The 13,244-nt window shown below is 26.0% G+C and carries 13 protein-coding genes; 5 read left to right on the forward strand and 8 right to left on the reverse strand.

Features of this window, described 5'->3' with window-relative positions; genetic code table 11:
• The first annotated feature begins 1 nt into the window (after nucleotide 1).
• Entirely contained in the window at nucleotides 2-997 is a 996-nt protein-coding gene (pheS, locus tag DM815_RS01835; protein ID WP_110508930.1) for a phenylalanine--tRNA ligase subunit alpha, read from the forward strand.
• A 5-nt stretch (nucleotides 998-1,002) separates the two neighbouring features.
• Here the strand turns inward: pheS and rlmB are convergent, their stop codons facing one another.
• Nucleotides 1,003-1,764 (reverse strand): 23S rRNA (guanosine(2251)-2'-O)-methyltransferase RlmB, encoded by a 762-nt coding sequence (rlmB, locus tag DM815_RS01840; protein WP_110509406.1) that lies wholly within the window; start codon nucleotides 1,762-1,764, stop codon nucleotides 1,003-1,005.
• Nucleotides 1,765-2,103: 339 nt separating this feature from the next.
• Nucleotides 2,104-2,367: a YtxH domain-containing protein gene (locus DM815_RS01850; protein WP_110508934.1), complete on the reverse strand. Its 264-nt coding sequence runs from the start codon at nucleotides 2,365-2,367 to the stop codon at nucleotides 2,104-2,106.
• Nucleotides 2,368-2,453: 86 nt separating this feature from the next.
• Between DM815_RS01850 and murB the strand changes: the two genes are divergently transcribed.
• Nucleotides 2,454-3,479, forward strand: coding sequence for a UDP-N-acetylmuramate dehydrogenase (gene murB / locus DM815_RS01855; protein WP_110508936.1), 1,026 nt, complete (start codon nucleotides 2,454-2,456; stop codon nucleotides 3,477-3,479).
• A gap of 149 nt (nucleotides 3,480-3,628) precedes the next feature.
• Nucleotides 3,629-4,432 (forward strand): purine-nucleoside phosphorylase, encoded by an 804-nt coding sequence (locus tag DM815_RS01860; RefSeq protein ID WP_110508938.1) that lies wholly within the window; start codon nucleotides 3,629-3,631, stop codon nucleotides 4,430-4,432.
• Nucleotides 4,433-4,453: 21 nt separating this feature from the next.
• On the opposite strand, the gene DM815_RS01865 is transcribed toward DM815_RS01860, so the two are convergent.
• Nucleotides 4,454-5,488, reverse strand: a complete 1,035-nt coding sequence (locus tag DM815_RS01865; protein ID WP_110508940.1) for an Mrp/NBP35 family ATP-binding protein — start codon at nucleotides 5,486-5,488, stop codon at nucleotides 4,454-4,456.
• A gap of 109 nt (nucleotides 5,489-5,597) precedes the next feature.
• Between DM815_RS01865 and DM815_RS01870 the strand changes: the two genes are divergently transcribed.
• Complete coding sequence (locus DM815_RS01870; RefSeq protein ID WP_110509408.1) at nucleotides 5,598-6,227, forward strand: 4'-phosphopantetheinyl transferase family protein; 630 nt, start codon at nucleotides 5,598-5,600, stop codon at nucleotides 6,225-6,227.
• A gap of 12 nt (nucleotides 6,228-6,239) precedes the next feature.
• Entirely contained in the window at nucleotides 6,240-6,866 is a 627-nt protein-coding gene (gene pnuC / locus DM815_RS01875; protein ID WP_110508942.1) for a nicotinamide riboside transporter PnuC, read from the forward strand.
• A 43-nt stretch (nucleotides 6,867-6,909) separates the two neighbouring features.
• Here pnuC and hisS read toward each other — a convergent pair whose 3' ends face one another.
• Genes hisS through murC form a run of 5 tightly spaced genes read right to left on the reverse strand, consistent with a single transcriptional unit; the run spans nucleotide 6,910 to nucleotide 13,239 of the window.
• A complete protein-coding gene (gene hisS / locus DM815_RS01880; RefSeq protein WP_110508944.1) occupies nucleotides 6,910-8,328 on the reverse strand; it encodes a histidine--tRNA ligase in 1,419 nt (472 codons plus the stop codon).
• Between the two features lie 22 nt (nucleotides 8,329-8,350).
• A complete protein-coding gene (ftsZ, locus tag DM815_RS01885; RefSeq protein WP_110508946.1) occupies nucleotides 8,351-9,751 on the reverse strand; it encodes a cell division protein FtsZ in 1,401 nt (466 codons plus the stop codon).
• 3 nt (nucleotides 9,752-9,754) lie between these two features.
• Nucleotides 9,755-11,134, reverse strand: coding sequence for a cell division protein FtsA (ftsA, locus tag DM815_RS01890; RefSeq protein WP_110508948.1), 1,380 nt, complete (start codon nucleotides 11,132-11,134; stop codon nucleotides 9,755-9,757).
• Nucleotides 11,135-11,138: 4 nt separating this feature from the next.
• Entirely contained in the window at nucleotides 11,139-11,858 is a 720-nt protein-coding gene (locus DM815_RS01895; RefSeq protein ID WP_110508950.1) for a cell division protein FtsQ/DivIB, read from the reverse strand.
• A 4-nt stretch (nucleotides 11,859-11,862) separates the two neighbouring features.
• Nucleotides 11,863-13,239, reverse strand: a complete 1,377-nt coding sequence (gene murC, locus DM815_RS01900) for a UDP-N-acetylmuramate--L-alanine ligase (protein WP_110509410.1) — start codon at nucleotides 13,237-13,239, stop codon at nucleotides 11,863-11,865.
• Nucleotides 13,240-13,244 lie beyond the last annotated feature (5 nt).

Raw genomic sequence — 13,244 nt, forward strand, 5'->3', positions numbered from 1 at the left:
TATGGATAATAAAATGAATAAAATCAAAGAAGAAATAAAAATTTTTCAGGCTAAAAAATATGAAGATTTAGAAGAATTCAGAATTAAATTTTTGGGTAAAAAAAAAGGAATTTTAACGATTCTATTTAAAGAATTAAAAAAAATACCCATTCATAAAAGGAAATTTTATGGTAAAATAATCAATGATTTAAAAAAAAAGGTTCAAGAAAAAATACAAATGAATCATCCCAAAAATTTTCTTAGAAAGGAAAATATCTTAAATTTTGATCCTACAGTTCCAGGAAAATCTATAGAAATAGGATCTCTACATCCTATATCTATTCTAAAGAATAGAATTATAAACATTTTTAGAAAAATAGGTTTTTCTTATGTAGAAGGTCCTGAAATTGAAAACGATTGGCATAATTTTACGGCTTTAAATTTTCCTATAGATCACCCATCAAGAGATATGCAGGATACATTTTTTATACACAAAAATCCAGATATTTTGTTACGTACACATACTTCTTCTGTTCAAATACGATATATGAAAAAAAATTGTCCCCCTTTTCGTATTTTATCTATAGGAAAAGTATATAGAAATGAAACAATTTCCTCACGTTCCCATTTTATGTTTCACCAAGCAGAATGTTTTTCTATAGATAAAAAAGTATCTTTTTCAGATCTAAAAAAAACCATTCAGTATTTAATAAAATCTCTTTTTGGAGAAGTAAAAATAAGATTCCGTCCTTCCTATTTTCCATTTACAGAACCTAGTGCTGAAGTGGATATCTATTGTAAAAATAAGAATAATACAGGATGGTTAGAGATCATGGGATGTGGGATGATAGATCCAAAAGTATTGAAAAACGTAAATATTGATTCAGAAATTTATTCTGGATTTGCTTTTGGAGTAGGCATAGAAAGAATTGCTATACTGATTTATCAAATCTATGATATTCGACTTTTTTTTGATAACGATATTCGTTTTTTAAGACAATTTCAAAGTGATTTTTAAATGATTCATTTTATTAATGAATATTTTTTTCTTTGTCGTACTACTTCATATAAAATGATTCCACATGCTACAGAAACATTTAAAGAAGATATTCCTTGTATTGCTGGTATTTTTGCCTTTTCATAGGAAAGTTCTAAATATTTATGGGAAATTCCATTTTCCTCATTTCCTAGGATTAAAGCAGTAGGAAATGAAAAATCAATATCATACCAATATTTATTAGATTTTTCTGTAGCTGAAACAATTTTTAATCCAGATTTAATCAAATATTCTATAGTTTTTCCAATATTTTTTTCTTTACATATCGGAACTTTAAATAAAGCACCTGAAGAGGTCTTGATTGAATCAGATCCAATCATAGCCATCTCTTTTTTAGGAATTATGATAGAATCTACACCTGCACATACCGCAGTACGAATGATAGATCCAAAATTTCTTACATCGGTAATACGATCTAAAATGAGCAAAAGTGGATTTTTTCCTTTTTCATAAAAAATAGGAAGCAAATCTTCTATATGATAAGTTTTTATTGGTGAAAGAATTGCAAAAACTCCTTGATGATTTTTATTTTTCCATTGATCAAATTTTTTTTTTGAAACGGAGTGAATTTGGATATTATTTTTTTTGGAAAGATTTATTAATTTTTTTTTATAAGTATTAGATCCTTTTTCCCATCCTCTTTGAAAAAAGAGTTTTCTAATAGTAATTTTGGATTGAATTGCTTCTATTAATGGATGTATTCCATAAATAACTTCTAATTTATTCATAATCTTTCTATTTCTTTTTATCAAAAATTTTAAAAAATAAATCTTTGATAAAAAATCGTATAAAATCTTTACATAAAAAAAAGATAAAGAATAAAAGAAAAATATATAAAATAGTAATAATCCCAAATCCTAAAATATAATTTCCAAAATAATAGGATAGAAAAAAAGATAAAGAAAAACTTCCTAAAAAAAGAATCATTATGAAAAATATAAATAAACAAAAATTAAGAAAAATTTCTGTAATGATGGAGACTAAAACTTTAGTTACTTCATTTTTAAAAAAGTTCAATTTTTTATTGATCAAATTTTTGATAAATGTGAACATTAAAAAAAGAATTATTAAGTCCCCAATTCCTCTTCTACTTTGTCTATTTTATCTATTTTATTTTTTTTCCATTTTGCTTCAATGTCAGATTTAATTTTATGTACTTTTTTTCCAATTTTTTTACCTATTTCTTGTAAATTATCTCTTAATTCTTCTGTTTTCCCCCCTAGTATATTTCTAATTTTATTTTCTTTTCTTGTAGATAAAATAATTCCTACTATTAACCCTGCGATAGTTCCCAGAATCAATCCCCAAAAAAAACTTCCTCCTTTTTTCATAAAAAAAACAATTTTATATTTATAGATAAATTTACAATATTTACGTACAAAATGGTATTTGTGAATATATGAAAATATTTTTCTATATGTTAGATATTAAAAAAAATTTTTCTCTCAAAAATTTTAATACATTTGGAATAAATGTTTATGCACATTATTTTGTAAATGTGAAGAGTCTAGAAGATATAAAAAAAACTTTTTGTATATATCCATACATTCCTAAATTTTTTTTGGGAAATGGAAGTAATATTCTTTTTTTAAAAAATTATTATCAAGGACTAGTAATAAAAATGGGAATAAAAGGGAAGAAAGTGATGAAGGAAAACAATTCTCAAGTCATTGTTAAAGCTTTTGCTGGAGAAAATTGGAATGAATTTGTAGATTGGACTATAAAAAAAGGATTCAATGGATTAGAAAATTTATCGTTTATTCCTGGTACAGTTGGAGCCGCCCCAATTCAAAATATTGGAGCGTATGGATCAGAAGTAAAGGATACTTTATTAGAAGTCCAAGTATATGACCTTTATAGTGGTATAATACGAAAGTTTACACGAGAAGAATGTAAACTAGAATATCGAAATTCTTTTTTTAAGAATCCACATTCTAGAAATAAATTTTTGGTTTTATCTGTTTCTTTTCTATTAAGGAAAAAATATAAAAAATTGAATATTTACTCCATTGAAATTCAAAAAGAATTAAAATACATGAATGTAAAAAAACCTAATCCTTACGATTTAAGGAAGGCTATCTTTAATATTAGAAATAGAAAACTTCCAAATCCAAAAAAAATTGGAAATGCTGGTAGTTTTTTTATGAATCCTATAGTAGGAATATTTGATTTAAAAAAATTACAATCTCAATATCCCAATATTATTGGATTTTTTATTTCTAAAAATAAAGTAAAAATATCTGCTAGTTCCTTGATTGAAACAATAGGATGGAAAGGGAAAAAAATAGGAGATGTTGGGGTTTATGAAAAAAAACCTATAGTTTTAGTAAACTATGGGAAAGCTAGTGGAATGGATGTTTATTATTTTTCAGAAAAAATAACGAAAAAAATCAAAAAAAAGTTAGGTATTGTGTTATCAAAAGAAGTAAATATCATACAGTAAAAAATACTAAAAAAATTTTTTTAGATAAATTTTCTTAATAAAAAAAAAGGTAACAATCTTCTATCAATAGAATCATTTTCTTTTTTTTTATTTCTTATCTTATAAATATTCTATTAAAGAATACAGAAATTGAAAAAAAAATTTAATCTATGTCAATAACTTTAGAAGAAAAATCGACCAAATATATACAAAAAAAAATCAAAGAAAAACCTGATTTTGGGATAATATTATTGGAAAATCAGTTTAATAAACTGGTAGAAGAAATAAAAAATCCTATATATATTTCTTACGAAGAAATTCCAAATTTTAAGAAAATAAATTTCTATGGAAAATTTATTTTCGGAGAAATAGAAAATAAAAAAGTTATTTTTTCAATAGAACCATTTTATGAAAATGGAGAGATTCCTTTTTCTATTATAATTTTTAAAAATATTGGAGTAGATAAATTAATATTGATTAATATTTCTGGAGGAGTAAATCCAAATTATAAAATGGGTGACGTAATTTTGGTAAAAGATCATATCAATCTTTTTCCAGAAAATCCTAAAATAAGAAAACTTATAGAAAAAAAGAATAAGTTTTTTTGGATTACTGAGCTATATGATCAAAAGATGCTGGAAATGGCAGAAAATATTTCAATGAATCATAATATAATCATACAAAAAGGGATATATGTAGCATTTCCATATCCAAATTATAAAACTTCTGCAGAACAGGCCATGATACGATCTATGGGAGGAGATAGTGTTGGAATGAATATCATTTCATATGTAATAACAGCTAGATGTATGAATCTACGCGTTTTTTTTCTATCCATTATGGTTGAATTATGTGAAAATAATGAGTCTCCTTCCGATTCCATAAATTTTTTGACCCCCTTTTTTTATGAAACCGAAAAATCTATGCCTATTCTAATATTAATTTTCAAAGAATTTATAAAACTTTGTTCCTAGAATCAATTTAGTAAAAATTTTTTAGGGTAATTTTTTTATTATATTTTTCGTTATTTTTTCAAAAATTTTTCTTATTTGATCGTTTTCTAAAACAACTGGGATCCCTAAATCAGAATATTCTCGTATGGTTTGTAACATAGGAATCTCTCCAAGAAAGAAAATATCCATTTTTTTGGAAAAGTTTTTCACTCCGTTTTTTCCAAAAAAATATTTTTTTTCTTGGGTTTCTTTTTCAAGAAAAAAAGACATATTTTCTATTATTCCAAGTATTGGAACTTGAATGGATCTAATACGAAACATCCCTACAGATCTATGTACATCCGATAAAGCAATTTTTTGAGGTGTACTAACGAGAATAATTCCTTTTAATGGGATATCTTGTAAAATAGATAAATGAATATCCCCTGTTCCTGGAGGTAAATCTATAATTAAAAAATCTAAGTATCCCCAATCCGTATCATGAACAAATTGTCTTAAAGCCTTAGTAGCCATTGGTCCCCTCCAAACCACAGCTTGTCCAGATTTTGAAAAAAAACCTAAAGATAGAATTTTAACTCCATAACTAGTGATAGGATTCATTACATAAGAATTATTCTTCTTTTGTAGAAGAGAAGAATGTACCTTATCTTCTTCTAAGTTAAACATTAATGGAATGGAAGGACCATAAATATCGGCATCTAATAACCCAACATGAAACCCCATCTTTACTAAAGATACGGCTATATTGGTTGCAATCGTAGATTTTCCAACCCCTCCTTTTCCAGAAGCTACGGCTATTATATTTTTTATCCCAGGTATTTTTTTATCAGTATTTTCTAATTTTATTTCTATTTTTAAACGTATTTTTTTTGTATCTACATCTTTATATTTTATAGCTTGTAAAATATCTTTTTTTAATGTTTTTTTTATATGCATAGTCGGATGGGATAAACTTATATGTATTCTTATTTCATCCTTAAATACATCTATTTTTTTTACTATTCCAGACTCAATAATATTTTTTTTATTTTCAAGAATAAAAACATTTTCTAATGCTTCCGAAATTTTTTGTTTCATACAAAAAAATTATAATCCATATATGGATATTTTTCACAATAGTACAAAAAAATAACTAGATTTAATTTTTATAATTTTTTTCACAAAGAAAAATATGTATTTTTTCCCTATGTTCATTTTGAATAAATTTCATCCTCTCCATACGAAGATTATAGTTTTTAGATGCCCACATCTAAAAACTATGCTTTTGGAACAATTTCTTTTTTCTGATAAAGACAGGAAGTTTTTTTTATCTTTATCAGAAAAAAGAAAAAAAGAATTTTTAGGAGTACGTTACGCCCTAAGACATATAGGGATCAACATGAATCTTTTTTATAATGAAAAAAGAAAGCCTTTTCTTTTTCCTAAAGGAAAGTATATTTCTTTAAGTCATTCTTTTGAATTAATTGCTATAGCAATTAGTTACTATCATATAGGTATAGATATAGAAAAATTACGAAAAGATAAAAAGATAATAAAAGTAAGAAAAAAATTCATTAGAAATGATGAATCAGTTTTTATTCACCCTAATTACGAAGAAGATTATCTTCATATCATATGGGGAATTAAAGAAAGTTTATATAAATTAGAAGGGGGACCATCCTCAAATTTTTTAACTCACTATAGAGTTTCTCCTTTTTGCCTAAAAAAGGATTCTCGCATATCCTGTTGGATTATGAAAGATTCCTATAGTAAAAGATTTTCTGCTTTTTATAGAAAAATAGATGACCATTACCTAGTTTATATTATAGATAAATAAATAGAATTTAGGATGAATGAATGGATAAATATGTTTTTATCCCCTTATCATAATAAGAGTTGGGGTTATATCATTTTAGAATTAACAGCTGTAATATTTAGTATATTTAGTGTAATATTTGCACAAAGAAATAATATATGGTTATATCCAATAGGAATATTTAGTACCATTATATACAGTTATTTAACTTTTGTAAGTTTTCTTTATGGAGATTTTATCATCAATATATATTATACAGGAATGGGGTTTTATGGATGGTATGTATGGATCTACAAAAAGTATAAAAAAAAACAAAAAATTCCTATAACCTATTCCGATAAAAAAGATTATTTCTATACAGCTTTATTTTTTGTATCAACTTGTATTTTCAGTATAACGGTTTATTCTTTAAATGGAAAACTTAAAACCAATTACGATTGGATGGATGTATTTACAACGGGGGTATTTTTTTCTGGAATGTATCAAATGGCTATGAAAAAAGTAGAAAATTGGATATTTTGGATAGTTGGAAACATAATTTCTGTTCCTCTTTATTTTTTTAAAGGTCTTATATTAACGGGTTTCTTATTTATTTTTCTAGCAGGATTGGCCATAGTAGGTTATTTTATTTGGAAAAAAGAAGCACTAATAACTAAATAAAAGTCTATTTATTTTTATGTGTATTTTGTATTTATATGTTAAATTAAGAGGAATTCTTCCTTAATTGATGAAAAAAATCATTGATATTATCATATTCTATTTCTACTCTTTTTTTTATATTTTTTACCCGTATTTTATTTTTTTCTATTTCATTTTTTCCTATACTAATAGTAAATGGAATATTATTATCGTTTGCATATCTAAATTGTTTATTTATTTTCACAGCATTAGGATATAATTGAGTGGAAATTCCTTTTTTTCTCAAAAAATTGATCATATTATATGCATATAAAACCTCTTCATCTCCAAAATTAATAAACAATACTTTTGAAGGAGCACTAGAAATATTTTGGAATAAATTTTCTTTTATCATAGATAAATAAATTCTATCTAATCCTAAAGATACCCCGACTCCAGAAAAGTTTTTCATTCCAAAAAAACTAGATAATTGATCATATCTTCCTCCTCCTCCAATAGAATTTGGATGACTAGATTCCTTATTATTCTTTGGTAATATTTCAAATATAGTTCCTGTATAATAATTCATCCCTCTAGCTAAAGAAATATTCCATTCTAACTTTGTCTTTTTTAAAGAAATATTTTTTATCTTTCTAAAGATAAAGCTAAGATCTTGTATTCCTTTTTTCCCTCTTTTAGAGTATTTTAATGCAAAAGTTAAAGATTCTATTTTTTTGGAAAAATTTTCTTTCATATCAAAAAAACAGGCTATTTTTTCAAAAGATTCGGAAGAAATACCTTTACTTAGCATTTCTTTTCTTACTATATGTCTTCCCATTTTATTCCATTTATCCAAAGAAGTAGTAAAATCTTTCCATAAATTATTTTCTATTCCAGAAATTTCTACTAATCCTCCTAAGATATCTCTATGATTAATATGGATTATTATAGGAAAATTTAATTTGGTAAAAATCTCGTCACATAGTTGAATTAATTCAATTTCTGGCCATAAAGATAAGGATTCGGTTCCTATCACATCTGCATCACATTGATAAAACTCTCTAAATCTTCCTTTTTGTGGTTTATCTGCACGCCATACAGGTTGTATTTGATATCTTTTAAAAGGAAAAAAAATTTCATTTCTATGCATCACTACATAACGTACAAAAGGGATCGTTAAATCATATCTAAGTGCTTTATTGGATATATGTTCGGTCAATAATTTTTTAAAAAGATCAACTTTATTTTCTTTTTTTTTCATCAAAAAATCTGAAATTCCTTTTTTTAAAAAATTTCCTGAATGAAGTAACCTAAACATAAGGTAATCACCTTCTTTTCCATATTTTCCAATAAGGGTAGAAATATTTTCAAAAGAAGGGGTTTCTATAGGATAGAAACCAAAAAGTTCAAATTCATTTTTAATAATTTGAATTAAATAGTTTCTTCTATTCATTTCCATGGATGAAAAATCTCTTGTTCCTTTTGGGATACTAGGATTTTCCATAAAAAATAAGGATATAGTTCATCTAAAAATTTTTTATATCTTCATGTTTATTATTTTCTTTTTTTAGTAAAATGTTATGTGTACGTTTCATTTTATTATTTTTCAATATTTTATTTTTTTCTTCGTAGGAAATAGGAAGATCAAAATTATCTTCTAGCATATATCTTTTATATTGTTTTTCTACCAAAGAACTGGAAGGATCATTATGATTAATAATATTTTTTTTTTGATTTAAATTTAAGGATAATTTTCCCTTATTATAATTTATTACTGAATCCCTTTTATAAGTTTTTTCTTTTGAATAAATAGATTTTATTCTTTTAGAATTATAATAAGTAGGGATTTCCTCTATTTTTGTTAATCTTTGTTTGTAAGGTTCTTCTAACCTGTGAAATATTTTTTTTTCTTCATGATTAATAGCCCTTTGTACTTCCGTTGGAAACCCAGTTGCTACTATAGTAACTGAAATACTTTCTTCCAAATTTTCGTCTTCTCCGATTCCCATAATAATATTAGCATTATTTCCTGCTTCTGCCTGTATATAATCACTAATAATTCCTATTTCATCTATAGTAATTTCAATTTTTCCTGAAACAATAAGCAAAAGAACATTTTTTGCTCCGGTTATCTTATTATCATTCAATAATGGAGAATCTAAAGCTTGTACAACGGCTTCTTTTGCTCTATTTTCACCAACAGAAATAGCAGACCCCATGACAGCCGTTCCGCTTTCTTTAAGAACCGTTCTAGTATCTCTTAAATCTATATTTTGTTTATAATGGTGGGTAATGACTTCTGCTATTCCCTTAGCTGCAGTAGTAAGAACTTCATCCGCTTTTGCAAATCCTGCTTTAAATCCAAGATTTCCATACAATTCTCTCAATTTATCGTTATTAATAACAATTAGAGAATCCACATTTTTTCTTAATGTTTCTATTCCTTTTTGAGCTTGTTGTAATCTCATTTTCCCTTCAAAATGAAATGGAATTGTTACAATCCCTACAGTAAGAATTCCTTTTTCTTTAGAAATACCTGCAATAATTGGAGCGGCTCCAGTTCCAGTTCCTCCTCCCATTCCTGCTGTAATAAAGGTCATTTTTGTATTAGAATCTAAAATACTTTTTATTTCTTCTAGACTTTCTAAGGCTGCTTTTTCTCCTACTTCTGGATCAGCTCCAGCTCCTAACCCTTCTGTAATAGAAGCCCCTAATTGAATTTTTAGGGGTACTGGATTATTATTTAACGCTTGTGCATCCGTATTACACGCTATAAAATCTACACCAGTAATACCTTGTTCAAACATATAACTTAAAGCATTACTTCCTCCACCTCCTACACCAATAACTTTGATAGAAGCTGAACGATTTTTAGAAAATCCAAATGGAACGTTTTCTTTTTTTTGTATAAAATTTTCTTTTTTCATTATTTATTCTGTATCATTCAGTATTTGACGGAACTTATCGGCCCAAATTTCAAGAAAAGATTTAGATTTGTTTTTATTTTTTTTCTTTTTTGTATCCTCAATTTTTGTATCCTCTATTTCCTTATTATTATTGAATCTACGGTTTTTATCATATAATTTTGAAGAAAAGAATTCTGAATTATCATCATATCTAGACTCCATTTCTGTGCAAATATATTTTTTTTTATCTTCAATCCCCTTTATAACTAAACCTATAGATGTAGCATATTCTGGATCACTTATCATTCCGTTCTCTCCTCCTGAAATATGTTCATTAGAATAACCAATACGTACATCCATTCCAGTAATATATTCTGTTAAAGGTCGAATATGTTTTAATTGAGATCCACCCCCTGTCATTACTATCCCAGCTATAAGTCTTTTTTTCTGTTCTTCATTTCCATAATTTTTTATTTCTATATTAACTTGTTCTAAAATTTCACAAACTCTTGTATGAATAATTTGAGAAAGAAGTTTCAAGGTTATTTCCTTAGGGTCACGACCTCTTAATCCAGGAATGCAAACAATTTCGGTTTCTTTATTTTCTCCAGGCCATGCGGATCCAAATTTTATTTTTAATAATTCTGCTTGTCGTTCAATAATTAAACAATCTGTTTTAATATTTTCAGTAATTACATTTCCTCCAAAAGGAATGACGGCTGTGTGACGAATAATATTATCTTTAAATATTGCAACATCCGTGGTCCCACCTCCTATATCCACTAGAGCGACTCCTGCTTCTCTTTCTTCTATATTTAAAACAGCTTCTGCAGAAGCTAACGGTTCTAAAGTCATCCCAGATAAATTCAATCCTGCAGCTTTTACACATCTTCCAATATTTCTAATTGAAGAAATTTGTCCTACCACTACATGAAAATTAGCCTCTAAACGACTTCCATACATTCCTATAGGTTCTCCTATTTCTGATTGACTATCTACTTTATATTCTTGTGGAAGAACATGAATTATTTCTTCTCCTGGGAGCATAACTAGTTTATGTACTTGGTTAATTAATTTTTGTATATCTTTTTGATTGATAACATTTTCAAAATCTAATCTTGTAATATAATCATTATGTTGTAAACTCCTAATATGCTGTCCAGCAATCCCAACAATAACTTCTTTTATTTTTAAGCCAGAACTATTTTCCGCCTCATTTACAGCTTCACGAATAGCTTCAATTGTCTGAGTGATATTGTTAACCACTCCTCTATGTACTCCTGTACTTTTAGATCTACCTATGCCTAAAATTTCAATTTTATTATATTCATTTATCCTTCCTACCATAGCTACAATCTTTGTGGTTCCCACATCAAGACCTATAGCTATATCTTGATATTCCATAGACTTATCTTTTTTTTGCGACTATTTGGTCCTTATATTGTAAATCAATGCTTTTATATTGATTAATATCTATTTTATTTAAGTACTGCTTGTAAAAAGCTTTTAATTTATTCAATTTACTTTTTAAATCCTTTAGACTTCCTAATATAATATGATGATTCCCTATTTTTGGAATTAAAATAAATAAGTTAGAAACAGTTTTTTTTATACTAATAATTTGGTATTTCAATAAATCATCAGAATTTATGGTTTTTACTAAATCCGATAAATTTTTTTTTTCTTCCTTCGAAAAGGATCCTTTTGCTAAAATAACTTTTGACGAATAAAAAGAAGAAAGTTCTAAATTTCCAGATTCTTTAGTAAGATAATATTCTTTGTTTCCATTTTTTATTCTTAAAATTGGTTCTTTTTGCCAAATTTTAATATTTAGGGTTCCATCTGTACTAAGAAATACTTCAGATTTTTTTATAAAAGGGTAATTATTTAATTTTTGTTCCATTCTTAATATACATAATTGACCAATTTTTTCTATTCTAGAAAATAAAATATTTTTAATAATTTTTTCATTTACAAAATGATTTTTGGATAATGGATCCATGATAATATTGAATTTTTCTAAATTTCTATTTTTATGTATTTTTTGAGAAAAGTAAAAAAGGAATGTCATCAAAATCATATATAAAAACAATAAAGTAGGAATAAAATTTTTTTTATGTTTTCTCATTTATTTATCCATATTTTTTATATAACCACTTTTTTATTGGAAAAATCAAGGTATCTATATTCCCAGCACCTATTGTAAGTAGAATATCAAAATTTTTTTTTACAATTTTTTCTAAAACTCTAGATAGGGTAGAAACTTCTTTATTTTTAGAGTTCATTTTTATTTTTTCTAATAAACTATTAGAACTAATCCCTTTAATGGGAAATTCTCTGGCTGGATAAATATCCAACAAAATTAAAAAATCAAGTTTTTCTAAACTTTTTGCAAAATTTTTTTCAAAAAATTTAGTTCTACTAAATAAATGGGGTTGGAAAATCCCTAATATTTTTTTATGCGGGAAACACTTTCTTATAGTACTAATCAGTGCGTTAATTTCTGTAGGATGATGTGCATAATCATCTATATATATTTTTTTTCTAGATTGATAATGTATGGAATATCTTCTTTTAATTCCTTTGAATAAAAATAAGGATTTTCGAATATTTTCACTATCTATTTTCAAATAGTCAGATATAGCTAATGCAGCAGTTACATTTTTTAAATTATGTAATCCTGGAATAGGTAATAAAAGGGATTTCCATGTTTCTTTTGGAGTATGAAAATCAAAATACCATTTATTTCCTTTTATAGAAATGCAATTTGAATAATAATTTCCTATTTTTCCTACCGAATAATATATAGCGTTTTTATTAGAATAGGGAAAATATTCTTCTTTACAAAGAAAGAGTTTTTTATATGGATTTTGTAATCTATTGGAAAATTTTACATAAGCTTTTATCAATGCTTCTTTTTTAGGATAAGTATCTATATGATCTTGATCTAAAGAAGTAATACATGCTATATTAGGAGATAGATATAAAAAAGAGTGATCAAATTCGTCCGCTTCTACCAAGAAAATTTCCGTTCCATTCAAAATCAGATTAGATTGATAATTTTCAGAAATTCCTCCTAAAAAAGCCGTAATTTTTTTACCGGAACTATATAAAATATGTCCTAGTAAGGCACTAGTAGTTGTTTTTCCATGTGTTCCTCCTATAGCTATGCAAATTTTATTTTCTGTAATTAAAGCTAATACCTGAGAACGTTTTTTGATATTTTTCCCATATTTTTTTATAAATAACCATTGTTTATGAGTAGATGGTATTGCTGGGGTATAGACAATTAGACATCGTTTAGAATGAATCCATTTAGGAACCATTTCTATATTATCCTTATAATTGATAAATATCCCTTCTTTTTCTAATTTTTTGGTTAAAAAGGTCTTGTATCTATCATAACCATAAACTTTTTTACCCATATAATGAAAATATCTTGCTAAAGAACTCATTCCTATTCCACCTATTCCTAAAAAATAAAAAGCCTCAATTTGATTTATATTCATAAATT

This window comes from Blattabacterium sp. (Cryptocercus kyebangensis), assembly GCF_003226855.1.
Classification (GTDB): domain Bacteria; phylum Bacteroidota; class Bacteroidia; order Flavobacteriales; family Blattabacteriaceae; genus Blattabacterium.

Coding starts and splice junctions, on each gene's coding strand:
- pheS (WP_110508930.1), top strand. CDS start 2: ATGGATAATAAAATGAATAAAATCAAAGAAGAAATAAAAATTTTTCAG.
- rlmB (WP_110509406.1), bottom strand. CDS start 1,764: ATGAATAAATTAGAAGTTATTTATGGAATACATCCATTAATAGAAGCA.
- DM815_RS01850 (WP_110508934.1), bottom strand. CDS start 2,367: ATGAAAAAAGGAGGAAGTTTTTTTTGGGGATTGATTCTGGGAACTATC.
- murB (WP_110508936.1), top strand. CDS start 2,454: ATGTTAGATATTAAAAAAAATTTTTCTCTCAAAAATTTTAATACATTT.
- DM815_RS01860 (WP_110508938.1), top strand. CDS start 3,629: ATGTCAATAACTTTAGAAGAAAAATCGACCAAATATATACAAAAAAAA.
- DM815_RS01865 (WP_110508940.1), bottom strand. CDS start 5,488: ATGAAACAAAAAATTTCGGAAGCATTAGAAAATGTTTTTATTCTTGAA.
- DM815_RS01870 (WP_110509408.1), top strand. CDS start 5,598: ATGTTCATTTTGAATAAATTTCATCCTCTCCATACGAAGATTATAGTT.
- pnuC (WP_110508942.1), top strand. CDS start 6,240: ATGAATGAATGGATAAATATGTTTTTATCCCCTTATCATAATAAGAGT.
- hisS (WP_110508944.1), bottom strand. CDS start 8,328: ATGGAAAATCCTAGTATCCCAAAAGGAACAAGAGATTTTTCATCCATG.
- ftsZ (WP_110508946.1), bottom strand. CDS start 9,751: ATGAAAAAAGAAAATTTTATACAAAAAAAAGAAAACGTTCCATTTGGA.
- ftsA (WP_110508948.1), bottom strand. CDS start 11,134: ATGGAATATCAAGATATAGCTATAGGTCTTGATGTGGGAACCACAAAG.
- DM815_RS01895 (WP_110508950.1), bottom strand. CDS start 11,858: ATGAGAAAACATAAAAAAAATTTTATTCCTACTTTATTGTTTTTATAT.
- murC (WP_110509410.1), bottom strand. CDS start 13,239: ATGAATATAAATCAAATTGAGGCTTTTTATTTTTTAGGAATAGGTGGA.